This is a genomic window from Streptomyces sp. NBC_00876 (assembly GCF_045207435.1).
GTDB lineage: Bacteria > Actinomycetota > Actinomycetes > Streptomycetales > Streptomycetaceae > Streptomyces.
Genome location: NZ_CP108800.1, coordinates 2,495,062 through 2,518,488, shown reverse-complemented (window position 1 = coordinate 2,518,488; position 23,427 = coordinate 2,495,062). Strand labels below are relative to the sequence as shown.

The window sequence follows — 23,427 nt, the reverse complement described above, 5'->3', positions numbered from 1 at the left end:
GGCGAACCTCGTCCCACACTGGAGGTCCCGGTGACGACACGTGGAGTTCTGTACGTTCACTCCGCACCGCGCGCGCTCTGCCCACACGTCGAATGGGCGGTGGGGGGTGTCCTCGGTGTGCGGGTCCAGCTCGACTGGATCAGACAGCCGGCCGCGCCCGGCACCTGGCGGTCCGAATTCTCCTGGCAGGCCAGTCCGGGCACGGCGTCCAAGCTCGCCTCCGCGCTGCGCGGCTGGGATCTGCTGCGCTTCGAGGTGACGGCGGAGCCGTCGCCGACCGCGGAGGGCGAGCGCTACAGCTCCACCCCAGGACTCGGCATCTTCCACGCCGTCACCGGCATGCACGGCGACATCCTGGTCCCCGAGGACCGGCTGCGGGCCGCGCTGGCACGGTCGGTGCGCGGGGAGACGGACCTGGAGGCGGAGATCGCCAAGCTCCTGGGCAAGCCGTGGGACGACGAACTGGAGTCCTTCCGCCACGCGGGCGAGGGCGCACCGGTCCGCTGGCTCCACCAGGTGGTGTGACCGGGTTAGGCGCTCCGCCCCGCGCCTCAATCGCCGGCGGGGCTCCGGCGCAAGGCCCAACCGGGGCGCTGCCCCGCACCCCGCTCCTCAATCGCCGGAGGGGCTGGTTTCTGGGCGGGGCTGGTTTGGTTGCTCCCGCCGGTGGTCGTCTTCAAGCGGCGATCAGGCCAAATCGAGCCTCTCCGGCGATTGAGGAGCGGGGGTGCGGGGGCAGCGCCCCCGGAAAGGCCCGCGCCACGCGTGAAGCCCGCCTCCCCTCACCGGGGAAGCGGGCTTCACGCGTACGGCGGGAAAAAGGTCACACGCTGCGGAACGCCAGCACCACGTTGTGGCCGCCGAAACCGAACGAGTTGTTGATCGCCGCGATCGGCCCCTCCGGCAGCGGACGCGGCGTGTCGCGCACGATGTCCGCCTCCACCGCGTCGTCGAGGTGCTCGATGTTGATGGTCGGCGGAGCCATGCGGTGGTGCAGTGCCAGCACCGTCGCCACGGTCTCGATGCCGCCCGCGCCACCGAGCAGGTGGCCCGTCATCGACTTCGTCGCGGAGATCGCGACATGGTCGAGGTCGTCGCCCAGGATCTTGCGCAGGGCCTTCAGCTCCGCGACATCGCCCTGCGGGGTGGACGTCGCGTGCGCGTTCAGGTGCACGACCTCGGACGGCTTGAGGTCCGTCTGGTCCAGCAGGTTCTGCATCGCGGCGGCGATACCGCGGCCGGTCGGCTCGGGCTGGGCGATGTGGTGGGCGTCCGCGGACAGCCCCTGGCCCAGCACCTCGCAGTAGACCCGGGCACCGCGCGCGGCGGCGTGCTCCGCGGACTCCAGGACGACGACGCCGGCGCCCTCACCGAGGACGAAGCCGTCCCGGCCGGTGTCGTACGGACGCGAGGCCTTCTCGGGCTCGTCGTTGCTCTTGGACATCGCCATCATGTTGGCGAACGCGGCGATCGGCAGCGGGTGGATCGCCGCCTCTGTGCCACCGGCGAGGACCACATCGGCACGGCCGGTGCGGATCATCTCGACGGCGTACCCGATCGCCTCGGCACCCGACGCACACGCGGAGACCGGGGTGTGGACGCCCGCCTGGGCGTTCACCTCGATACCGACGTTGGCGGCCGGGCCGTTGGGCATGAGCATGGGCACGGTGTGCGGGGAGACGCGGCGTACGCCCTTCTCCTTCAGCACGTCGTACTGGTCGAGCAGAGTGATCACGCCGCCGATGCCGGAGGCGATGACCGAACCCAGCCGCTCGGGCCGGATCTTCTCGTCCTCACCGGCGGGGCCGGTGAACCCCGCGTCCGCCCACGCCTCACGGGCCGCGATCAGCGCGAACTGCGCCGAGCGGTCCAGCTTGCGGGCGAGCGGACGGGGCAGGACGTCTCCCGGGTCGACGGCCGCGAGGGCCGCGATCCGGACAGGCAGCTCGGCGAAACGTTCGCCCTCGAGAGGCTTGACGCCGGAACGGCCGGCCATCAGACCTTCCCAGGTCGATGCGGAATCGCCACCCAGCGGAGTGGTTGCGCCGATACCGGTGACGACCACGGTGCGATTGGTCGAGTTCACTGGAAAATCTTCTCCACGTGTAGAGGGTCGTGAATCAGCGGCGCCACCGCCGGGTGGCGACACACGAACCGGCTGGATCAGGCCTGGTGCTTGAGGATGTAGTCGGCAGCGTCGCCGACCGTCTTGAGGTTCTTGACGTCCTCGTCGGGGATCTTGACGTCGAAGCGCTCCTCGGCGGCGACGACGACCTCGACCATGGACAGCGAGTCGACGTCCAGGTCGTCGGTGAAGGACTTGTCCAGCTGGACGTCCTCGACCGGGATACCGGCGATCTCGTTGACGATCTCGGCGAGACCGGTGACGATCTCTTCCTGAGTGGCGGCCATGTTGGCGCTCCTTCGGTGTGTATCTGCTGGGTTCGGGTGTCCGGGCGGAAAGGCCCGGTGTGCCTAGGGGAGGGTAACGACCGTCGCGGCGTAGACGAGACCCGCCCCGAAGCCGATGACGAGCGCGGTGTCGCCGCTCTTCGCCTGACCGGTCGCCAGGAGCCGCTCCATAGCGAGCGGGATCGAGGCGGCGGAGGTGTTGCCGGTGGTCTCCACGTCACGGGCGACCGTGACGTGTTCCGGCAGCTTCAGGGTCTTCACCATCGAGTCGATGATCCGCATGTTGGCCTGGTGCGGAATGAAGACGTCCAGGTCTTCCGGGGCGATCCCGGCCGCGTCCAGCGCCTGCTGGGCGACCTTCGCCATCTCGAAGACGGCCCAGCGGAAGACCGCCTGGCCCTCCTGCGTGATGGCCGGGAACTTCTCCGGACGCTCGGCGTGGAAGGTGTCCCACGCCACGGTCTGCTTGATCGTCTCGGACTTGTCGCCCTCGGAGCCCCAGACCGTCGGGCCTATGGCGGGCACCTTGGACGGGCCCACGATGACGGCACCGGCGCCGTCGCCGAACAGGAACGCCGTCGCGCGGTCGCTCAGGTCGGTGAGGTCGCTCAGCCGCTCCACACCGATGACGAGCACGTACTGAGCCGAGCCCTCGACGATCATGCCCTTGGCGAGGGTCAGGCCGTAGCCGAAGCCCGCGCAGCCGGCCGAGATGTCGAAGGCGGCGGGCTTGCCCGCGCCGACCTTGTGGGCGATCTCGGTCGCGATGGCCGGGGTCTGCTTGAAGTGCGAGACGGTCGAGACGATGACCGCGCCGATCTGCTCCGGGGTGATCCCGGCGTCGGCGATGGCCTTTCCGGACGCCTCGACGGACATCGCGGCCACGGTCTCCTGGTCGGAGGCCCAGTGGCGGGTGGCGATACCGGACCGGGAGCGGATCCACTCGTCGGACGAGTCGATCGTCTCGAGGATCACCTCGTTGGGCACGACACGGGTCGGGCGGTAGCCGCCGACACCCATGATCCGTGCGTACGGGGCGCCCTGGCTGGGCTTGATCTTCGACATGCTCTCGGGCTCCTTAGGCGCCCGCGTGCTCAGCGATGAGCGCGCGGGCCGCGTCGAGGTCGTCGGGGGTCTTGAGCGCGAGGGTCTGCACGCCGGGCAGCGCACGCTTGGCCAGACCGGTGAGCGTGCCGCCGGGGCAGGCCTCGATGAGCGCCGTGACGCCCAGCTCCTTGAACGTCTCCATGCACAGGTCCCAGCGCACCGGGTTGGCGACCTGGCCGACCAGCCGGGAGATGACCTCCGCGCCGGTGGCGACGGTCTTCCCGTCGGCGTTGGAGACATATGTCACGGTCGGATCGGAGACCTCGAGCGCCGTCGCGGCCTCGCGCAGCCGCTCGACCGCGGGAGCCATGTGGTGCGTGTGGAACGCGCCGGCGACCTTGAGCGGGACCACGCGGCGCACGCCCTCGGGCTTGTCCTCGGTGAGTGCGGCGATCTGCGCGGCGGTGCCGGCGGCGACGATCTGGCCGCCCCCGTTGACGTTCGCCGGGGTCAGGCCGAGCCGCTCCAGGTGCGGGACGGTGACCTCGGGGTCACCGCCGAGCAGCGCCGCCATGCCGGTCTCCGTGACCGCCGCCGCCTCGGCCATGCCGAGCCCGCGGGTACGTACGAAGCGGAGTGCCGCCTCATCGCCGATGACTCCGGCGAGAGCGGCTGCGGTGATTTCACCAACGCTGTGACCTGCGACGACACCCGGCGACGCGTCGAGCGCGGCGGCGGACAACAGACCGGCGGCGACCAGCAGCGGCTGGGCCACCGCGGTGTCGCGGATCTCCTCCGCGTCAGCCTTGGTGCCGTAGTGGGCAAGGTCCAGCCCGATGGCGTCGGACCAGGCCGCGATGCGGTCGGAGGCACCGGGGAGGTCGAGCCAGGGAGTCAGGAAGCCGGGCGTCTGAGCGCCTTGGCCGGGAGCGACGAGTACGAGCACCCTCACACTCTCTCTTGTGAACGGCCCTGAACGCCCGTGGGGACAGGGACGAAGAACCGTATGGGGAATTGTTGATGTCCGACAAAAGTCTAGGACTGGGGATCTCTGTCGGCCAGGCGCCCCAGGATCAGGGCGATTCGCAGAGTGAACGCCGACCGGACATCGGAGGGCGACCATCCGGTGACGTCTGTCACACGTCGAAGCCGGTAGCGCACGGTGTTGGGATGGACGAAGAGCATCCGGGCCGCACCCTCGAGACTGCTCGCCTGTTCGAGATACACACTCAGCGTCTCCAGGAGGGCGGAGCCCGCTTCTTCGAGCGGTCTGTAGATCTCCTCCACCAGCTGATCCCGTGCGGCCGGGTCGCCCGCCATCGCGCGCTCCGGCAGCAGATCGTCCGCGAGGACCGGCCGCGGGGCGTCCTGCCAGGCGCTGCACGCCTTCAGCCCGGCGGCGGCCGCCTGTGCGGAACGGGTCGCCGCCAGCAGGTCCGGCACCACGGGACCGGCGACGACCGGACCCGCCGCGTACGGGCCGATCAGCGCCTTCGCGACCTGGAGCGGATTGTCGCTGCCGCCCGCGATGACGACCAGACGGTTGCCGAGCACCCCGGTCAGCACCTGGAGCTTGGCGTGCCGGGCGGCCCGGCGGATCGCCTCCACGGTCAGCTCGCTGTCGCCGTCGGGGGCCGTACCGAGCAGCACGCAGACGTGCTCGGGGGAGTTCCAGCCGAGCGCGGCGGCCCGGGACACGGCGCCCTCGTCGGCCTCGCCGGACAGCACCGCGTTCACCACGAGGGATTCGAGGCGGGCGTCCCACGCGCCGCGGGCCTCGGCGGCCTGCGCGTACACCTGGGCGGTCGCGAAGGCGATCTCCCGCGCGTAGACGAGCAGCGCCTCGCGCAGCACGGACTCGTCGCCGGGCGCGGCGACTTCGTCGATCGCGGCCTCCATGACCTCGATCGTCGTCCGCACCATCTCGACGGTCTGCCGCAGCGTGATCGCCCGGGTCAGCTCGCGCGGAGCCGTACCGAAGACATCGGTGGAGATGGCCTGCGGGGTCTCCGGATGCCGGAACCACTCGGTGAACGCGGCGATACCGGCCTGGGCCACCAGGCCGATCCAGGACCGGTTCTCCGGGGGCATCGCCCGGTACCACGGCAGCGACTCGTCCATGCGGGCGATCGCGTTCGCGGCCAGCCGGCCGGAGGACTGCTCCAGTCGCTTCAGGGTCGCGGCATGGAGATGGGCGTCGTTCGCAGCGGGCTGCTCAGGATCGGGTCGGGGCACGGACACAAGACTGCCCTATCCGGACGGGTGCCCGAAGGGGCGGGGCCGGTGGCGGGTCGTACCGTCGGGTAGCGGACCCTTCGGGCCCCCGGGCGGGCTACCGTGGACGGGTGATTTCCGTACGTCGCTCCGGCGACCGCTTCAGGGGTGGGGACGCGGCGGCCGGCATCGAGTCCCGGCACTCCTTCTCCTTCGGCACGTTCTACGACCCCGACAACCTCCGCTTCGGCCCGGTCCTGGCCTGCAACGAGGAGCGCCTCGCGCCCGGCGCCGGTTTCGAGGAGCACCCGCACAGCCACACCGAGATCGTCACCTGGGTCGTGGAGGGCGAGCTGACCCACCGCGACTCGGCCGGTCACGCCACCGTCGTGCGGCCCGGGGACGTCCAGCACCTCAGCGCCGCCTCCGGCGTCCGGCACATCGAACGCAACGACGGGGAAAGGGCCCTGACGTTCCTTCAGATGTGGATCGCCCCCCTGGACCCGGGCGGCGAACCCGCGTACACGACCGTCCCCGGCATCGCCGACTCCACCCCGTACGCCCTCCCGGAAGCCGGTGCGATGCTCCATGTGCGCCGGCTGGGGGAGGGGGAGCGCACAGCGGTGCCGGACGCGCCGAAGGTGTACGTGCACGTGGTGGCCGGAGACCTGCGGATCGGCGACGAGGAACTGGCGGCGGGCGACTCGGCCCGGATCGAGGGCGAGGAGGGCCTGGAGCTGGTCGCGGGCGGGGCGGCCGAGGCGCTGATGTGGGAGCTGCCCGCTTAGGAGTCCCGGCGCCACATCGACCACATCGGCGGCCCGGACCGGAACGTCATCTCCTCCTGCACGGCGAAACCGTGCCGCTCGTAGAACGTCAGATTGCGCCGGTTGCTCGACTCCAGGAACACCGGCTTCCCGTCCGCGTCGGCCTGCTCCAGCAGCCCGCCCAGCACCTGCGAGCCGCGCCCCGTGCCGCGCGCGTCGGCGTGGGTGCCGATGTACTCGACGTACCAGTGCGCCGGATCCGCCGGATGGCGGTGCTCCAGTGCGAGCAACCGCATCCCGGTCCTGGGCAGTTGGGTCCGCGCCGCCCGTAGCAGCGTGCCCGCGTTGCGCAGCAGGTAGCTCGCCGGGAGCTTCCACTGTCCGGGCTCCGCCCACACCGCCGCCACCGTACGGTCCGGATCGGTCCACACCCGGCCCGCCGGGACCTGCTGCGCCAGATGCGCGGTGAACAGGAGCCGCAGCCTGCGGTCCCGGTCGTGCGGCATCAGCCAGGACCAGACGGGGTCCTCGGCGTAGGCGCTGGCGAGGACGGCGGCGAGCGCCGGGACGTCGGAGGCGGCGGCGCGGACTATGTCGGTCATGGCCGGGGAGATTATCGGTACTCCGCGATCTCCGGCCAGGGGGATGGCAAGACCGGCCGACCGGCCAACCGGGCGCGAGTTTCGGCAATCACCGCACAGGATCTCGACCCGGCACCGGGGGCCGTGGAAATCTTCCGGTGCCTCAGGAATACGTCCATGGTTCGCCCGCCGTTCGCTCCGGCGGCCTACTTTTCGCAGGCACGCGCCGACGGTTCGTCCCCCTGAATCACTCTCCCCCAGAGGTCCCCCTGATGACTCTCCACACCAGTCAATTCCGTATCACCAGGCGCCGGATGCTCCGGACGGCCGCCGTCGCCCTCGGCGCGATCGCCGCCGGCCCGGTCGCGGAAGCGGTCGGCGGGGCGCAGGCCGGTGCGGCCGAGTACGTCCTGCCCGAGGGCTTCAACGGTGACATCTCCGATCTGAAGCACGTGGTGATCCTGATGCAGGAGAACCGGTCCTTCGACCACTACCTCGGCCAGCTGCCCGGTGTGCGCGGACACGACGACAAGCAGGTCCTGAGGTTCCAGGACGGCACCGACGTCTTCCAGCAGCGCGACGCCACCGGCGCCATCGTGACGCCCGCACCGTCGACCGCCACCTGGAGCGACAAGCACAACTTCTACGGTGCCAACGGCGGGCGGTGGGACACCTGGGTGAAGGACAAGGGCGACCACTGCATGTGGTACTACACGCCCGACTACATGCCCTGGATGTACTCGCTCGCCTCCCAGTACACCGTCTGCGACATGAACTTCTGCTCGATGCACGGGCCGACCATCCCCAACCGCTACTACCTGATGACCGGTTCGGGGGGCGGCGAGACCACCAACGCCAAGCAGAACGACTACAGCCGCAGCTGGACCACGGTCCCCGAGCAGCTCCAGCAGGCCGGCATCGACTGGCGGGTCTACTCCGACAACAGCGGCAACGGTGTCGGCGGCAGCCTCCAGAACGGTTTCGTCGGCGAGTACGGCTGCAACGTCACCAACAGTTTCGCCTCCTTCGACCCCCGCACGGCGGACGAGGCCGACCTCGCACCGGGCACCGGCAAGATCTGGAAGGCCAACTCCTTCGTCTACGAGGGCGCCACCACGCCCGACGACGACTCGGAGGCGAACCTCGACGCGGTGCTCCGCGACCTGATCGCGGCCTGTGAGCCGGGGGCGGAGCACCCTCTCCCCGAGGTCTCCTGGGTGGTGATGCCCGCCGCGTGGAGCGAGCACCCGGGCTTCGACACGGTGCACGGCGAGCGCTACATGAACAAGGTCCTCAAGACGCTCCAGAGCAACGAGGACATCTGGAACCACACCCTCGTGATCATCACCTACGACGAGAACGACGGGAAGTTCGACCACGTACTGCCCCCGCGCCCGGAGGCGGGCACACCCGGTGAGTTCTCCGGCACCACTCCGTACGGGTTCGGCCCCCGGGTCCCGATGCTGCTGGTCTCGCCGTGGACACGGGGCGGCCATGTCGCGTCGGAGGTCTTCGACCACACCTCGACGGTGAAGTTCCTGGAGACCTGGGCCTCCTTCCTGGGCAAGCCGTTCACCTGCCCGAACATCACCGAATGGCGCCGCTCCATCGCCGGCGACCTGACCAGCGCGATCGACTTCGCGCACCCGCGGCCGGGTCCGGTCGTCATCGCCGACCCGGTCACCGGGACCCCGCCGGAGCTGCCGGAGGACGGGATGAGGCCGCGCGGCCTGTCCTTCCACCCGCACGCCACCTTCACCGAGGACCGCTCCGCCGGCACGGTGACCGCCTCCATGACGCTGGCCGGCGGCCCGGAGGGCAAGGCGGTGAGCCTCCAGGTCTTCCCCGACCGGTACCTGGCCTTCGACAACACGCCGTACACGGTGACGGAGGCGGCCCCGCGTTCGTACACCTGGGACACCAACGCGACCGACGGCAAGTACGCCTTCTCCGTCTACGGCCCCGACGGCTTCCTGCGCTCCTTCGCCGGACAGGTGATCCCCGAGAGCGAAAGCAGAAAGCACATCGGCATCCCGCGCGTCGAGGCCGAGCTGGTCCGGGGCCGGCACGGCGTGGTCAGGCTGAGGCTGCGCAACGACGGCAGGCACCCCGTCCGTTACACCCTGACGGCCAACGACTACCGCGGCGGCACCCGGAAGCACACCGTCCCCGGCGGTGCCTCCACCGTCGTGTACTGGCCCACCGAGCACGGCTACTACGACGTGGTGCTCACCGCCGACACCGGAACCGGCTGGACCCAGCGGTACGCGGGGCGGGTGGCGACGGTCTGACGGCGGCGGTGACGGACCGCTGACCTGAGCGGCGGGTTCCCGGCCCCACCACAGGGCCGGGAACCCTCACAGCCCTAGCCGGCGAACTGCGGATCCTGCTTCTGGTTGTAGATCTCCTTGCCGGACGCGTCGAAGGCGTGGACGTAGGGGTTCGGGCCCGCATGGTTCGGGTCGAGGCCGGACGCGCCGGGGGAGAGAGCCGCCGCGTAGACGAACGCGCCGCCCGCCATGACCGCCGGGTACTGCTTCGGGTCGTCGCCGTAACTGATGGTGATCTTGGCGACGTTGGACGCGTGGTGCCCGGCGCCCAGCATGAGGAACTGCTTCTTGCCGACGGGCGCGCCGAGGGAGTCGAAGTACGCGATGGTGCGTCCGGTGCCCCACAGGCGGTTGTTGATGAACGTGGGCGGGGAGTCCGGGCTGTTGCCCTTGTCGCCCTTCGACTCGCACTGCACGTACTGGCCGGCGGAGTCGACGGCGACGACCACTCCGTCCCAGTCCTGCGAGGCGACGGGTGTGCGGACCCCGATCACCGCGTGGTAGCGCGATGCGTCCGAACCCAGGCACGAGGACAGGATCTTGGTGACGGTTGCGGCGTCGATCGGGGTCGTCTTCCCGCTGGTGACGGTGAACGTGTCAGGGGTGGCGGGCGACGCCTTGCCGGTTCCGCCCGACGTGGAGCCGTGCGAGGTGTCCGCACTCGGTGACGCGGCGGCGCCCGTCGGGTTTCCGGCGGGGGAGGCGAGTACCGGCTGGGCATCCCCCACCCCGCTGAAGACGGCCACCGCCGCGACGCTCAGCGCCGCGACGCCGGCGCCGACCCCCAGCGGTACTCCCCACCTGCGTCGCAGCGATGCCTGGTTGTCCTCGGGGTCGATCATCATCAGTAGCTCCTCTCGGGTCCGCCGGTGGTTCGGCAGATCACGATCGGAAGGAGCCGCAGGAATGGCCTGCATGTCATTCATGGTGCGACTTCCTTCGCGTGGACGGGATTTCTCGAACTGAATGACGCCGGAACCGTCGCTCCGCCGACGAGGTCGGCCCCCAGCCTTCGGCGTGCCCGGTGTAGCCGGGACTTCACGGTCCCGACCGCCACCTTCAGCGTTGTCGCAGCCGCTTGCTGGTCCAGGCCCGACCACACGCAGAGCTCGACGACCTCTCGTTCGTGACGGGGCAGCCGGGCCAGCGCCCGGTGGATCTCCGACATGCGACGCTCGTCGTCGACCAGGACGGCGACGCGGTCCGCGTGGTCGCGCACCGGCTCGTCGTGCGAGACGAGGCGGTGCAGCAACGCCTCGGCCCGCCGCAGCCGCCGCCTGGTGTTCGACACCAGACGGTCGGCGATGCCCAGCAGCCACGGCAGGGCCGAGTCGCGGTCGAGTACGGTCTCCGACCGCCGGCGCCAGGCATGCAGAAACACGGTCGACGTGAGGTCTTCGGCCTCGGACCAGTCGGCCGTACGCCGGAAGAGATAGTTGTAGACGGTCTTCCCGTGACGGTCGAAGATCCGGCCGAACGCTTCACGGTCGCCGTCGACGGCTCTCGCCCACAGCACCCGGTCGGATATACCTCCGACCGGGACGGCGGTATCGGCGTCGTTCAGTTCCATACCCTGTACGTGTCCGGCAACCGGCCGAAGGTTCCCGCTGAGCCAAACCGGCATCGGCGGATGGATCCGCCCCCTGCCGCGCAGGCGCGGTCCCGGCCGAAATGCCGGGCCCTGAATACAGTGCGTGCCCCGCCTCCCCGCCTCCCCGCCGGGCAGGCGGGGATGCGGGGCACGCACGCGGAATGTGTCGGTCAGAGGCAGTTCACGAAGCCCCGCCAGGCGTCGGCCCCGATGACGATGACGGGCCCGGCCGGGTTCTTGCTGTCGCGGACGGGCACGGAGGCGGCGCAGCCGGTTGACACCTCGACGCATTCGCCGCCGGTGTTGCCGCTGTACGACGACTTCCGCCAGGTGGCGCCACCGGTCACGGTGCACTCGACGCACTCGCCGCCGGTGCTTCCGCTGTAGCTGGATTTACGCCACTGCGCGCTCTTCAGGTCGGGGCCGGTCTCCATAACGCTCCTCCATCACGCGGGCGATCAGAGCCGCCGAATCCTCCACGGAGAGGGCGGCGGCCTGCAAGTGAGCGTAACGGAGCGATGCCTCCCGGACCGTGTCGGGGCTGGCGGTCATATGACCGGAGATGAGGTCTTCGGTATAGATGACGTCCGGGTCGTCGTCGAAGCGCATGGTGGTGAACGAGCCATCCAGGCTTGCGTGTTCACCTGCCGAGAAGGGCAGCACCTGGATGCGCACCCACCGGTGGGCGGCGAAGTCCAACAACCGCATCAGTTGGGCCCGCATGACCTCCTCGCCGCCGATCGGCCGGTGCAGCACGGCCTCGTCCAGGATGACCCAGGCCAGCGGCGGCCGTTCGCGCTCCAGGATGCGCTGGCGCTCCATCCGGGCGGCGAGCAGGCCGTCCAGATCGTCGGGCATTCCGGTGGCCAGGACGGCCCGCGCGTACTCCTCCGTCTGCAACAGCCCGTACACCAACTGCGCCTGGTACGTGGAGATGTACGCGGCCTTCGCCTCCATGTCCGCGTACGGCTGGAACCAGGTCGGCAGCTGGCTGCGCAGGACCAGGCCCATCAGGCGGGAGAACGTCCCGTCCGTACCCAGCGCGGCGTCCACCCGCTCGGAGAAGTCGCGGGTGGGTAGCTTCCTCGTGGTCTCGATCTGGCCGACCAGTGATCCCGTACAGAAGATGATCTCGCCCAACTGGGCCTGGTTCAGGCCGTTCGCCTCGCGCTGGCGGCGTAATTCCCAGCCGTAGTAGTCCAGTGGGGACGCGCTGGGGTCGAGCGTCTGGATGTTGGCCACGGCGGGGACCTCCGGTGTGCAACGCCTCGCGGCGTTCGGTTCCGTACGTAGCCGAGCGTAGTCATCCCCTCGCAGGATGGTGACATGAATCACGTAATTGCTCCCCGGGCCGAGTCCGAAGAGCCCGTCTACCGAGCCGACTTCGCCATGGGTGAGCACTCCGTCCGGCATCTGCGGCGCATCGTGCGGCTCTACCTCAAGGGGTGGGGCCTGATGGCGGTGGCGGACGCGGCGGAACTCGCGATCGGCGAGCTGATCACCAATGTGGTCCGGCATGTCCCCGGCCGCCGCTGCCAGACCCTCATCTTCCGGCTCCCGGATGGTGCGGGGGTCCGCGTCGAAGTGGCCGACGGCTGTCCGGGGCTGCCGGTCGTGGCCGAGGGCGATGTGCTCGACGAGGACGGCCGGGGGCTGCTGCTGGTGGCCGCCGTCACGGACAAGTGGGGCGTGGAGACGCGCCGCGACGGCGGCGGCAAGACGGTGTGGTTCGAGTGCCTGGCCGCCGCGCCGGTTACGCCGACAGCTCGGCCAGCACCGCGTCCGTGAACGGCGGCCACACCTCGGCCGCCCACGGTCCGAAAGGCCGGTCGGTGAGCGCCACGCAGGCCGCCCCGGCCGCCGGGTCGATCCACAGGAACGTACCCGACTGGCCGAAGTGCCCGAAGGTCGCGGGCGACGACGCGGCGCCCGTCCAGTGCGGCGACTTGTGGTCCCGGATCTCGAAGCCGAGGCCCCAGTCGTTGGGGCTCTGGTGGCCGTAGCCGGGCAGGACGCCCTTCAGGCCGGGGTGGACGACGGTCTGCGCCTCCAGCACCGTGCGCGGGTCGAGCAGGCGCGGGGCCTGCACCTCCGCCGCGAAACGCACCAGGTCATCGACGGTCGACACGCCGTCGCGGGCGGGGGAACCGTCCAGCGTGGTCGCGGTCATCCCCAGGGGCTCCAGGACCGCCTGCCGGAGGTACTCCGGGAACGGGATGTCGGTGGCCTTGGCGATGTGGTCGCCGAGCACCTCGAAGCCCGCGTTGGAGTACAGCCGCCGGGTGCCGGGCGGGGCGGTCACCCGGTGCTCGTCGAAGGCGAGGCCGCTGGTGTGGGCCAGCAGATGGCGGACCGTGGAACCCTCGGGGCCGGCCGGTTCGTCGAGCTCGACCGCGCCCTCCTCGTACGCCACCAGCGCCGCATAGGCGGCGAGCGGCTTGGTGACGGAGGCGAGCGGGAAGCGGTGCGCGGTGGGACCGTGCCTGCCGAGGACGGTCCCGTCCGCTCGTACGACGGCCGCCGCCGCGGTGGGGACGGGCCAGTTCTCGATCATTGCCAGGCTCTGCATACGTACGAGCCTAGGTTCTGGCCCGTTCCTGTCGAAACCCGCGTCCGGTTGCGCTTGCTTCGAGTGCACTCCAAGGTTCTAGCGTGGAGGTCATGACGGTGATGGAGACCACTTCGACGAGGACCGACCTCTGCGCATCGGCGCCCCGGGCCCACCCGCGTCCCGAGGGCGAGGACCGCTACACCATCAGCGAGGTGGCGGCCTTCACCGGGCTGACCGCTCACACACTGCGCTGGTACGAGCGGATCGGGCTGATGTCGCACGTCGACCGGTCGCACACCGGCCAGCGCCGCTTCACCAACCGCGACCTGGACTGGCTCGGCTTCGTCGGCAAGCTGAGGCTGACCGGGATGCCGGTCGCCGACATGGTCCGGTACGCGGAGCTGCTGCGTGAGGGCGAGCACACCTTCGAGGAGCGGCAGGAACTGCTGGAGGCGACCCGCCGCGACGTGAGGACGCGGATCGCGGAGCTCCAGGACACCCTCGCCGTCCTCGACCACAAGATCGAGTTCTACGCAGGCGCCCGGCGGGCGCCGGAAAGGCCCAGTGCCTGATGACTGACAACAAGATCGCCACCGTGGAGCTCGGCGACGGCGGCCCGCAGGTCGGCGTCCAGGGGCTCGGCTGCATGGGCATCAGCGAGTTCTACGGCGACACCGATGAGCCCGCAGCCCGCGAGACCCTGGAGACGGCCCTCTCGGCGGGCGTCACGCTCTTCGACACCGCCGACATCTACGGCAGCGGCGCCAACGAGACGTTCATCGCGCCCTTCGTCGGCGCGCACCGGGACGAGATCACCCTCGCCACGAAGTTCGCCATCGAGCGGCGCGACGACGACCCGCACTACCGGGGCGTGCGCAACGACCCGGCGTACATCCGCAAGGCGGTAGAGGACAGCCTGCGCCGGCTGAACACCGATGTGATCGACCTCTACTACATGCACCGCCGCGACCCGTCCGTGCCGCTGGCCGAGTCCGTCGGCGCGATGGCCGAGCTGGTGCGGCAGGGCAAGGTCAAGCAGCTCGGGCTGAGCGAGGTGACCGGGGCGGAGCTGCGCGAGGCGTACGCCGTGCACCCGATCGCCGCCCTCCAGTCCGAGTGGTCGCTCTTCAGCCGCGACGTCGAGCGCAGCGCCGTGCCCGCCGCCGTCGAGCTCGGTGTGACCTTCGTGCCGTACTCGCCGCTGGGCCGGGGCTTCCTCACCGGGGCGTTCGCGGACGCGGGCAAGGAACTGGCGGAGGGCGACTACCGGACGTTCCAGCCGCGCTTCACCGGCGACAACGCGAAGACGAACGCCGCGCTCCTGGAGCCCGTCCACAAGATCGCCGCCGCGCACGGGGCGACCGCCGCACAGGTCGCGCTCGCCTGGGTGCAGCAGCGGGCCCAGGTGCACGGCCTGACCGTCGTGCCGATCCCCGGCACCCGCAAGAGCAGCCGGCTGCTGGAGAACGTCGGCGCGACCCGGCTCACGCTGACCGCCGAGGAGCTGGCCCTGCTGGAGCCGATCGCCGGCCAGGTGGCGGGGGACCGCTACCCGGACATGAGCTCCACGTCGGCCGCGCGCGAGTAGCCCGGCGCGCCCGTCGCCCGGTGTGCCGTGTGCGCACCGGGCGACGGGCATGAGCCGGGATCAGCCGGGCAGGCGGTCCAGGAGCCGGGAGCAGAGCTCCTCGGTGATGGCGGTGTGCCCGGTCGTCGTGGACGAGCAGAGGAATTCGTCCACCTCGCTCTCCTCCACATCGAGCTTGTCGATGTTCGCGTACAGGTCGTCCTGCTTCTCGACGTCGCGGATCGCGACCGCGCTGACCGAGGGGGCGAAGCGCACGTTCTCGTACCGGAGGTCCGTCCTGCCGCCGAGCTTCTTGATCGTGTCGGCGAGGATCGTGTACGTGTGCAGGGTGCCGCCCGGCGCGCCGCCCTCACGCGAGCCTCAGCGCTTCCGTCCCTCACGCGAGCCTCAGCGCGAACACGGCGAAGCCCGCCGCGAACACCCCCGCCAGTACCCGGCGGACGTGCGCGGCCCGCGTCCCCGCCTGCCACGGCGCCTCGAACCGCCGCGTGTACCGCGCGATCAGCACCAGCAGCCCCGCGAACACCGGCATCCAGGCCAGCCGGGCCAGGATCCAGCCGAGCGTGTCCGGACCGGTCGTCAGACCGGGCAGCGCACCGGCGAACGACGCCGGGACCGCGGCCGCCAGCATCGCCGTCTGGTGCCAGCAGAGGATCGTCATCGCCGACAGGTTGATCACCACGACCGGTGCCCACACCAGCGGTTGGCGCAGCAGCCGGCCGAGCCGGTCGCGCACCAGGATCGCCGCTCCGCTCTGCGCGGCGGCCAGCGCCAGGACCAGCAGCGACGGCGGATGCGAATTGGTCCGCGCCTCGCCCGGCACCCCGACCATCGACGCCGGGTAGTGGAAGAACAGCAGCAGCGCGGCGAACAGCACACCGCCGCCGACGAGCAGGGCGCCCGCGCCCCGCTTCCCGATCCGGCCCACACCCCAGGAGACGCCCAGCTGGTACGCGAAGAGCCAGCCCGGAAGGAGATTCAGCAGGCTCAGCCAGGAGGGCATGGCATCGGCGAACGGCCCGTACCGCAGCAGGTCGACGACGGCGACCGCACCGAGCAGGGGCGCGGCGGCCCAGGCGCCGAATCTCTTCGCCATCCGCAGGCAGTACGGGGTCAGCGCGGTGACCACCGCGTACACGCCGACGAACCAGAGCGGCTGGATCACGAGTGTCGAACCGGTCCGCAGCGTGTCGCCCGGCACGCCGAGCGCGTGCAGCACCGGGATCATCACCGCCCAGACGGCCGTCACCCCGAGCACCGGCCGGCCCAGGCGCGCCATCCGGCCGCGCAGCCAGGCCCCGGTCGTGGACTTCCTCCGGCGGAAGGAGAGCACCGAGGCGTATCCGCCGACCAGGAAGAACACTCCCAGCATCTGGAGCACCCAGCTGAACGGGGCGAGCGCGCCGAAGGCGGAGAGCGGGCTGGCGTTGTGCAGGGCGCCGCCGTCGTCGAGGCGGAATCCGCCGAGCAGCCAGTGCCCGGTGGGTACGGCGAGCAGGGCGAGGGCGCGCAGGCCGTCGACGGCACGGTCGCGGTGGGCGGGGGTACGGGCGTCGACGCGGGCGGCGAGGGTGCGCAGGCTCATCGGGGATCCCCGTCCGCGTACGTGCCTTCCGCGACCGCGCCGTCCGTGTACGTGTCGTCCGCGTACGTGCCTTCGGCGATCGCGGCGAAGGCGTGGAGCGATTCGGTCCCGGGGGCGAAGTAGCCGGTGTGCCCTCGGGCGTCGTCGGCGGGCACCCGGCGGGCGCCGAACTCCGGGGAGGCCGGGTCGGGGCCGTGGCCCAGCCCCGCGAACTCCACGTTCGGCACCTTGTCGATCCAGTCGCCCGGGTCCTTGGCGGCCCACACCCGGGCGCCGGTGTGCAGGTCGCGGACGTTGTCGGCGCGCATCCCGGGCGAGCCGAGGACGACCAGGTCGCCGGCGCGCAGCCGGGACGCGGCGAGGCCGCAGACGACGGAGCCGTAACTGTGGCAGAACACGGCGGGCGCGGGCACACCGTCGGCGGCCAGCCCGTCCGTGAACCGGGTCAGCCGGTCGGCCCCCGCCTCGGCGAGCGAGCCGGTCGCGGCGTCCACACCGAGGCCGACGGGGGTGGTGTACCCGGCCCAGGCGATCACGGCGCTGCCCCGGCCGGTCTGCGCGTAGAGGGACTTGGCCATGCCGGCCGGGGTGCCGTACACGTCGTTCGTACGGTCGAAGGTCCCGGCGTCGATGTCCGAGCCGGGGACCACCACGGACACCCGGCGTGCGGTGGTCAGGTCGCCGAACACCTCGGCGACCTGGCCCCGGCCCCGGGGGTCGAACGCCAGGATCTGCCGGTGGCCGTCCGCGGCGAGGTGCGCGTACCGGGGATCGTGACTGCCCTTCAGCGCAAGGGCGTTGGCGCGGTAGCGCAGCTCCACCGGTGCGCCGTCGAGGTTTCCGACGACGAGCGGGTGCCGTGCGACCAGCGTCTGCTGGTCCTTGTCGCTCAACCCCCGGAAGAACGCGCCCACTTCGGCGGGTGTGTCCTTCTCCGGATCCGGAAGTTCCCGCCCCAGTACGTGATCGGCCCGCCAGGCCGCGGTGCCGGGCGGCGGCCCGGTCAGCGCCTGCTGCGCGTTTCCCGACGCCCAGCCGGCGGTCCCGGTCACGATGGTGGTCGCCAGTGCGACCGCGACCAAGGTCCTCGCGTAACGGCGCATCAGACCCTCCCTCTCCGGCTGAACCGGCTCCCGCACGCCGTTCGGCGCGACGGAGAGGAAGGTAGGAAGAGGGTGGGTGCGGGGGCGTCACACCGGGGGGCCAAGTGCGGGGTGATACCGGGGTAGGGGGTGTACGGGGGGCTGCCCCGAGGAAGGACGGGGGGCTACCTCCAGGGAGGGCTACCTCCAGGGAGGGCGGGGGCTGGCCTCAGTCGCCGGGTGTGCCCGGTACCACCACGCCCGCCTCGTACGCGAAGATCACCGCCTGGGCGCGGTCGCGCAGGTCCAGTTTGGCCAGCACCCGCCCGATGTGGGTCTTCACCGTCTGCTCCGCCAGTACCAACTGCCCCGCGATCTCCTGGTTCGACAGCCCCCGCGCTATCAGCTCCAGCACCTCCGTCTCGCGCGGGGTCAGCCCGTTCAGCCGCAGCGCGGGCCCGCTGCGGGCGGTCCCGGACGGGCGCTGCCGGGCGAAGTCCGCGATCAGGCGCCGCGTCACGGACGGGGCGAGCAGCGCGTCGCCGGCCGCCACCACCCGTACCGCCGAGATCAGATCAGCGGGCGGCGCGTCCTTCAGGAGGAAGCCGGACGCGCCGGCGCGCAGCGCCTCGTACACGTAGTCGTCCACGTCGAACGTGGTGAGCATCAGCACCTTCGGCACGTGCACCACGCCCACCGGCGGGTTCAGCAGCTCGCGCGCCGCCGCCAGCCCGTCCATCTCGGGCATCCGCACATCCATCAGCACCACGTCCGGATGGGTGCGGCGGCTGACGTCGATGCCCTGGCGCCCGTCCGGCGCCTCACCGACCACGTCGATGTCGGCCTGCGCCGCCAGCAGGGCCGCGAACCCCGCCCGCACCATGGCCTGGTCGTCGACGATGATCACACGGATGGTCACGAGTCCTCCGGATTCAGGGGCGGGACAGAGGAGACGGAAGGGGCCGAGGCAGGCGGCAGCGGCAGCCGTGCGGCCACCCGGAAGCCCCCGTCCGGCAGCGGCCCGGTGTCCAGCGTGCCGCCGGTCAACCGTACGCGTTCACGCATGCCGACCAGGCCGTGTCCCGTCCCCGTCGTCTCCAGCGGCGCGAGCGAGGAACCGGTGCGCTGCGGCGGGTCGTTGACGACCAGCACCGTCAGATGCGTGCCGTCCGAGGCGACCGAAACCCGGGTCCGGGCACCCGGTGCGTGCCGGACCACGTTCGCCAGGGCCTCCTGCACGATCCGGTACGCGGACAGGTCCACCAGCGGCGGCAGGCCCGTCAGCCCGGCGGGCAGCGACAGTTCGGCCGGCAGCCCGGCCCGTACCGTCGCCTCCACCAGCTGCTGCACCCGGTCGAGGCCCGGCTGGGGGGCCCGCTCGCCCTCCGTACCCTCGCTGCGCAGCACCGTCAGCAGGCGCCGCATCTCCCCGAGGGACTCCCGCGCACTCGCGGCGATCGAAGCGAACTCCTCCTGGACCTCGTCCGGAAGACCGCCCAGCCGGTACGGGGCCGAGTCGGCCTGGACCGTGATCACCGACATGTGGTGCGCGACCACGTCGTGCAGCTCGCGGGCGATCCTGGTCCGCTCCTCCAGCAGCGTCCGCTGGGCCCGCTCCGCCTCGCTGATGGTCTCCTGCTCGGCGAGCCGGCGCCGGGCTTCGCCCCGTTCCCGTACCGTCGCGCCGATCACCAGCACCACCGCACCGAGGATCAGCAGCAGGAGCGAGTTGTCGGTGCCGCGCTCGGGGTGGACCACATACAGGACGAGGCCCGCCGTGCCGGTCGCGAGCCAGACGGCGACCAGGGTCCGCCGCTGCTCGCGCAGGCCCAGGGCGAGCAGCAGGAAGAGGTAGCCGATCTGGCCGGGTGGTGTCCACGGCCACGCGTTGTGCTGGGTGCCCGACTGCCCGAACAGCACGATCGCACCCAGGATCTGGGCCGGGAAGATGATCCACCAGGCTTGCAGCGGCCGGTGCGCCAGCATCAGCAGCGGCGCGGCCTGTGCGACGGCGAGCGCGCCCGCCGTGCCGCCGTTCAGGCCGTACTGATGGTTCAGGACGACGATCGTGACCGGGATGAGGACGGCGACGAGCGCGAGGACGACGGCGTACGGCAGCAGCCGCTGCCACCATTTCGGCGCGCCGGCCAGCAGCGGTGTCGGGGGATGGGAGGGGCGGGACAGCGCCTGGCCGAACTCGCGCAGATTGCGGCGGGCGGCGCTCAGCAGACCGTCCGCCGGCGGGTGCGGGGGAGCGGGCGGCGGCGATTGCGGCGGGGGCGGGGGAAAAGAGGGCATGGCCTGATCAGGGTAGGCAGCGAAGCCGTCCCGCGGCGTCATACCGTGGTTCCGGTTGTGCGGCCGCCCGCCCCGTACACAGGTATGACCCGGGCCCGTCCTCGTACCCGTGCCCGTCCTCGTACCCGGGCCCGTCCTCGTACCCGTGCCTGATTCGGGAACAGGCACGGGACAGGCCGCCGCTACAGTTCCGCGAGCAGCTGAGCCTTCTTCGCGCTGAACTCGTCGTCCGTCACCAGACCCGCCCGGTGCAGCTCCCCGAGGTGGTGGATCCGCTCGGCGATGTCCGCGGGATCGCGCCGCGCGGCGCCCGTCAGGGGGGTCGCGGTCGCGACGGGCGCGGACTGCTTCCTGCGGACGGATTCCAGGACGGCCGCGGCGAAGGGCAGCGACTCGTGCACCGGGCCGTAGCCGAGGCCGAAGATCACCGCGGCCGGGTCCTGGTCGGCCCGGGTCGGACGCGCCGCCATCGGCTGGGTGTCCGGGGCGGCGCTCGTCAGCAGGCCCGTCCCCGGGCCGCCGGCCGGGCCGGGCCCCGCACCGCCGGCCGGCCCCGGGCACTCCAGCCCGCGCGGCACCAGCCGCAGATAGCCCTCGAAGGCCTCGGGCGAACGCCATTCGACCCCGCGCAGATCGGTGACGGGGAACGTCTGGTCGCCCGCCTTCCACTTCTCCGACGAGGCGCCGGTCCAGAACCACCGGAAGGAGATCCGGTCCCCGTCGAAGCTGGCCCTGCCGTCGTACGCCTTGAAGTTCATCGGCGCCTCAGGGGCCGCGACCAGGAACCGCTCGGCGGGTTCGTCCGCGTCGGGACCCAGCCGGGCGCGCAGCTCGTCGGCGTAGTACTCGGCGAGCACCTCGCGTCCGGCGGGGAGCACCAGGCGGTACGGATCGCAGCCGTCCTTCAGCTGCCCGGCGGCAGCCTCCACCAGCGGATCGGCACCGGGTCTCGGCACCGCACGCAGCACCACCGTGCCCCGCTTGCCCGGGGTCAGCGTCACCGACGACAGCGCCGCGTGCGGGACGCGGCGCTCACGCAGGCTCTGGAAGAGCCTCGGCGTGCGGATTCCCCGTTCGAAGCGGATGAGCACGGAGTCGGTGTCGAACTCCCAGGTGGCTTGAATTCCGGCCAGCACATCACCCATGTGCCTCATCGTATGCGGCACTTGCCCGCTCGTCCCCCTCGGAGTAGCCCGCAATTCGCGGTCCTGTGCGGCTCTCGGCGTGGTTCTCTACGCGCGTCAGACTGTCGAGTTGCCGGAAATCCGCTCGTGGCAGAGGCCGTCGGCCTGTGCGCAGGTCACGGAGGAGTACGCGCCCACGCCGATCGCGGCGAAGTTGCCGAGGCTCGCGGTGCCCGGCTCGAAGTAGCCGCTGTGGCCGACCGCGTCGCCCGCCGAGACGATCCGGGCACCGAAGTCCGGATCCACCGGATCGGCGCCGTGGCCGAGGCCGCCGACCTCCAGGTTCGGCACGTCCGCGATCCAGTCGCCGTGGTCCCGCATCGCCCACACACGGGCCCGGGTGTGCAGTTGCCCGGCGTTGTCGGCCCGCATGCCGGGGCTGCCCGCGACGGCGATGTCCGTCACCCGGGCCGGAAGCTGGTCCGCGGCGACGCCGCACAGGACGGAGCCGTAGCTGTGGCAGAACAGTGAGACGGGCGCGGCCCCCGGGAGCGCCCCGACGAGTGCGTCGAGCCGGACCGCCCCGCGCTCGGCGAGATTGCCCAGGGCGGCGTCCATGCCGATGCCGACGGGTGCGGTGTAGTCGGCCCAGGCGATCACGGCGGTCCGCACGCCGGGGCGCGCGGAGTGCTCGGCCGCGTACAGGGACTTGGCCATGCCGACGGGGGCGGCGTTCGTCTTGCTGCCGGTGCGTTCCAGCGTCAGCAGGTTGGTGTCCACTCCGGGGACGACGACCGAGATGCGTGCGGCCCGGTCGAGGTCGCCGAACACCTCCGCGGCGTGGCCGCGGCCGGACGGGTCGAACGCGAGGAAGTGCCGGCCGGCGGTGAGCATCGACCGGAAGCGGTCCGCGCGGCGGACCGCCTCGGCGCGGCCGTCGGGGGAGAGCCTGCTGTCGTGCACCCGCTCCTGCTCGGCCGTGCGCGCCTGTTGCAGCGCGAGCCGGTTCGCCCGATAGCGCAGCGTGACCGGGGCGCCGTTCAGATTCCCCACCACCAGCGGGTACTTGTCGGCCAGCCGGGCGCGCTGCGTGGACGTGAGGGCGGCGAAGAAGTGCGCCAGCTTGTACGGCGGCGCATCGGCGGGGGGAAGTGCGCCTCCCGCTATCGACCCCTTGGCCCAGGAGGCGAGTGCGACCGTGCGTGGCTCGTCGGAGCCCTGATGACGCACAGCGGTCCAGCCGGTGGTCGCCAGCATCACGAAGACGACCGCGATGGCCAGCAGAGCGCGCCATGCGGTGAGCGTGGGGGAGGAGTCGAAGGAAGTCACTGCGGCCCACATTAGGAGACGCGCGCAGGACGCTGTTAAGGGGGTGACACACATCACTTGACTGCGAGGAATGATGCGCCGTTTCCCTCACGCTGTGTACGGCCTTCCGGCACGCTCCGCCGATGCCGGGGCTGCCGGAGTGCCTCACCGGGCCTCTGTGGACCGCGTGTTGTGACCTCGGTCATGTGTACGCCTGAGGCGTGCGGCACACCCCTTCAGTTGAGGTGCGCCGTTCCGGCCGGGTGTGCGCGCCAGTCTCCGGCGAGGGCCGGGCCCAGCTGGTCCAGGTAGGTCTCGGTCAGCGTCCGCAGCGAGTCCATGCTCCCGTCGCAGCCCCGCCCCCACAGCTGCCCGGTCACCCGCATCACCGCGCAGAACGCGGCGACGGCCACGCGCGGCCGCGGGTCCCGTGCCATGTCCAGGCCCTCGCGCTCGGCGATGAGCCCGGCGATCTGCTCCTCCAGGGCGACGCTGCGCCGCATGTGGGCGGCGAGCAGGGAGGGGGTCGATTCGATCATCCGGTACGTCCGCATGTGGAGTTCGACCGGGATGAGGGCCTCGATGGCCTCTCCGATACTGTTCCAGGCGCACAGGACCGCGCGGCGCATGGCCTCGAAAGGGGTTTCGGCGGCGGGGCGTTGACGCAGTTCGAGGATGAAGCGCGACTCCACCATGTCCTGGACGGCGAAGGCGACGGACTCCTTTCCCGCGAAGTAGCGGAAGAAGGTGCGCTGGGAGACCTCGACGGCGTCGGCGATCTCGTCGACGGTGGTCTCCTCGTACCCCTGGGTGGTGAAGAGGTCGAGGGCGGCACGGAGCAGGGCGTCCCGGGTGCGTCGCTTCTTGCGTTCGCGCAGCCCGACCGGAAGGCCTGCGGCTCGCTGCCCGTCGGTCACTGAACTGGTCCTCTTTTCCCTGCTTTGTCCGG

25 protein-coding genes are annotated in these 23,427 nt (G+C 71.3%); 6 read left to right on the top strand and 19 right to left on the bottom strand.

Features of this window, described 5'->3' with window-relative positions:
* The first annotated feature begins 30 nt into the window (after window positions 1–30).
* Window positions 31–525, top strand: coding sequence for a DUF3145 domain-containing protein (locus tag OG782_RS11050; RefSeq protein ID WP_406449797.1), 495 nt, complete (start codon window positions 31–33; stop codon window positions 523–525).
* Between the two features lie 298 nt (window positions 526–823).
* On the opposite strand, the gene fabF is transcribed toward OG782_RS11050, so the two are convergent.
* The 5 genes from fabF to OG782_RS11025 all read right to left on the bottom strand — a co-directional run bounded on the left by fabF (window position 824) and on the right by OG782_RS11025 (window position 5,694).
* Window positions 824–2,086, bottom strand: a complete 1,263-nt coding sequence (fabF, locus tag OG782_RS11045) for a beta-ketoacyl-ACP synthase II (RefSeq protein WP_406449795.1) — start codon at window positions 2,084–2,086, stop codon at window positions 824–826.
* A 77-nt stretch (window positions 2,087–2,163) separates the two neighbouring features.
* Entirely contained in the window at window positions 2,164–2,412 is a 249-nt protein-coding gene (locus OG782_RS11040; protein ID WP_024490626.1) for an acyl carrier protein, read from the bottom strand.
* Window positions 2,413–2,475: 63 nt separating this feature from the next.
* Complete coding sequence (locus OG782_RS11035; RefSeq protein ID WP_406449793.1) at window positions 2,476–3,477, bottom strand: ketoacyl-ACP synthase III; 1,002 nt, start codon at window positions 3,475–3,477, stop codon at window positions 2,476–2,478.
* Between the two features lie 13 nt (window positions 3,478–3,490).
* Window positions 3,491–4,405 carry an ACP S-malonyltransferase gene (locus tag OG782_RS11030; RefSeq protein ID WP_406449791.1) on the bottom strand — a complete coding sequence of 305 codons (915 nt, stop codon included), beginning with the start codon at window positions 4,403–4,405 and terminating at the stop codon, window positions 3,491–3,493.
* An 89-nt stretch (window positions 4,406–4,494) separates the two neighbouring features.
* Complete coding sequence (locus tag OG782_RS11025; protein ID WP_208764589.1) at window positions 4,495–5,694, bottom strand: CdaR family transcriptional regulator; 1,200 nt, start codon at window positions 5,692–5,694, stop codon at window positions 4,495–4,497.
* A 110-nt stretch (window positions 5,695–5,804) separates the two neighbouring features.
* Between OG782_RS11025 and OG782_RS11020 the strand changes: the two genes are divergently transcribed.
* Entirely contained in the window at window positions 5,805–6,461 is a 657-nt protein-coding gene (locus OG782_RS11020; protein WP_406449789.1) for a pirin family protein, read from the top strand.
* On the opposite strand, the gene OG782_RS11015 is transcribed toward OG782_RS11020, so the two are convergent.
* Complete coding sequence (locus OG782_RS11015) at window positions 6,458–7,042, bottom strand: GNAT family N-acetyltransferase (protein WP_406449787.1); 585 nt, start codon at window positions 7,040–7,042, stop codon at window positions 6,458–6,460. The two genes, OG782_RS11020 and OG782_RS11015, sit on opposite strands and share 4 nt — an antisense overlap.
* A gap of 251 nt (window positions 7,043–7,293) precedes the next feature.
* On the opposite strand from OG782_RS11015, the gene OG782_RS11010 reads away from it, so the two are divergent.
* Entirely contained in the window at window positions 7,294–9,312 is a 2,019-nt protein-coding gene (locus OG782_RS11010) for an alkaline phosphatase family protein (protein WP_406449785.1), read from the top strand.
* Between the two features lie 74 nt (window positions 9,313–9,386).
* Here the strand turns inward: OG782_RS11010 and OG782_RS11005 are convergent, their stop codons facing one another.
* The 4 genes from OG782_RS11005 to OG782_RS10990 form a co-directional block, all read right to left on the bottom strand.
* Window positions 9,387–10,196, bottom strand: a complete 810-nt coding sequence (locus tag OG782_RS11005) for a hypothetical protein (protein ID WP_406449783.1) — start codon at window positions 10,194–10,196, stop codon at window positions 9,387–9,389.
* 77 nt (window positions 10,197–10,273) lie between these two features.
* Entirely contained in the window at window positions 10,274–10,921 is a 648-nt protein-coding gene (locus OG782_RS11000; protein ID WP_406449781.1) for an RNA polymerase sigma factor, read from the bottom strand.
* Between the two features lie 191 nt (window positions 10,922–11,112).
* Window positions 11,113–11,376, bottom strand: coding sequence for a DUF397 domain-containing protein (locus OG782_RS10995; protein WP_406449779.1), 264 nt, complete (start codon window positions 11,374–11,376; stop codon window positions 11,113–11,115).
* Window positions 11,336–12,184, bottom strand: a complete 849-nt coding sequence (locus tag OG782_RS10990; protein ID WP_406449777.1) for a Scr1 family TA system antitoxin-like transcriptional regulator — start codon at window positions 12,182–12,184, stop codon at window positions 11,336–11,338. The genes OG782_RS10995 and OG782_RS10990 overlap by 41 nt, the downstream gene beginning before the upstream one ends.
* Window positions 12,185–12,268: 84 nt before the next feature.
* On the opposite strand from OG782_RS10990, the gene OG782_RS10985 reads away from it, so the two are divergent.
* Window positions 12,269–12,730, top strand: a complete 462-nt coding sequence (locus OG782_RS10985; protein WP_406449775.1) for an ATP-binding protein — start codon at window positions 12,269–12,271, stop codon at window positions 12,728–12,730.
* On the opposite strand, the gene OG782_RS10980 is transcribed toward OG782_RS10985, so the two are convergent.
* On the bottom strand, window positions 12,696–13,511 hold the full coding sequence (locus tag OG782_RS10980) for a serine hydrolase domain-containing protein (protein ID WP_406449773.1): 816 nt from the start codon (window positions 13,509–13,511) through the stop codon (window positions 12,696–12,698). The two genes, OG782_RS10985 and OG782_RS10980, sit on opposite strands and share 35 nt — an antisense overlap.
* 92 nt (window positions 13,512–13,603) lie before the next feature.
* Between OG782_RS10980 and OG782_RS10975 the strand changes: the two genes are divergently transcribed.
* Window positions 13,604–14,065 carry a MerR family transcriptional regulator gene (locus OG782_RS10975; RefSeq protein WP_406449771.1) on the top strand — a complete coding sequence of 154 codons (462 nt, stop codon included), beginning with the start codon at window positions 13,604–13,606 and terminating at the stop codon, window positions 14,063–14,065.
* On the top strand, window positions 14,065–15,081 hold the full coding sequence (locus OG782_RS10970) for an aldo/keto reductase (protein ID WP_406449769.1): 1,017 nt from the start codon (window positions 14,065–14,067) through the stop codon (window positions 15,079–15,081). The genes OG782_RS10975 and OG782_RS10970 overlap by 1 nt, the downstream gene beginning before the upstream one ends.
* Before the next feature lie 60 nt (window positions 15,082–15,141).
* On the opposite strand, the gene OG782_RS10965 is transcribed toward OG782_RS10970, so the two are convergent.
* The 8 genes from OG782_RS10965 to OG782_RS10930 form a co-directional block, all read right to left on the bottom strand.
* Window positions 15,142–15,336 (bottom strand): hypothetical protein, encoded by a 195-nt coding sequence (locus OG782_RS10965; protein ID WP_406449767.1) that lies wholly within the window; start codon window positions 15,334–15,336, stop codon window positions 15,142–15,144.
* Window positions 15,337–15,457: 121 nt separating this feature from the next.
* Window positions 15,458–16,666 carry an acyltransferase gene (locus OG782_RS10960; RefSeq protein WP_406449765.1) on the bottom strand — a complete coding sequence of 403 codons (1,209 nt, stop codon included), beginning with the start codon at window positions 16,664–16,666 and terminating at the stop codon, window positions 15,458–15,460.
* Window positions 16,663–17,769, bottom strand: coding sequence for an alpha/beta hydrolase (locus OG782_RS10955; RefSeq protein ID WP_406449764.1), 1,107 nt, complete (start codon window positions 17,767–17,769; stop codon window positions 16,663–16,665). The genes OG782_RS10960 and OG782_RS10955 overlap by 4 nt, the downstream gene beginning before the upstream one ends.
* A 208-nt stretch (window positions 17,770–17,977) precedes the next feature.
* Window positions 17,978–18,667, bottom strand: a complete 690-nt coding sequence (locus tag OG782_RS10950) for a response regulator (protein WP_406449762.1) — start codon at window positions 18,665–18,667, stop codon at window positions 17,978–17,980.
* Window positions 18,664–20,046: a sensor histidine kinase gene (locus OG782_RS10945; RefSeq protein ID WP_406449760.1), complete on the bottom strand. Its 1,383-nt coding sequence runs from the start codon at window positions 20,044–20,046 to the stop codon at window positions 18,664–18,666. Before OG782_RS10945 ends, OG782_RS10950 begins: the two co-directional genes overlap by 4 nt.
* Before the next feature lie 182 nt (window positions 20,047–20,228).
* Window positions 20,229–21,191 (bottom strand): DUF4429 domain-containing protein, encoded by a 963-nt coding sequence (locus tag OG782_RS10940; protein ID WP_406449758.1) that lies wholly within the window; start codon window positions 21,189–21,191, stop codon window positions 20,229–20,231.
* A gap of 96 nt (window positions 21,192–21,287) precedes the next feature.
* Complete coding sequence (locus OG782_RS10935; protein WP_406449756.1) at window positions 21,288–22,499, bottom strand: alpha/beta hydrolase; 1,212 nt, start codon at window positions 22,497–22,499, stop codon at window positions 21,288–21,290.
* Window positions 22,500–22,714: 215 nt separating this feature from the next.
* Window positions 22,715–23,395 carry a TetR family transcriptional regulator gene (locus OG782_RS10930; protein WP_406449754.1) on the bottom strand — a complete coding sequence of 227 codons (681 nt, stop codon included), beginning with the start codon at window positions 23,393–23,395 and terminating at the stop codon, window positions 22,715–22,717.
* Window positions 23,396–23,427 lie beyond the last annotated feature (32 nt).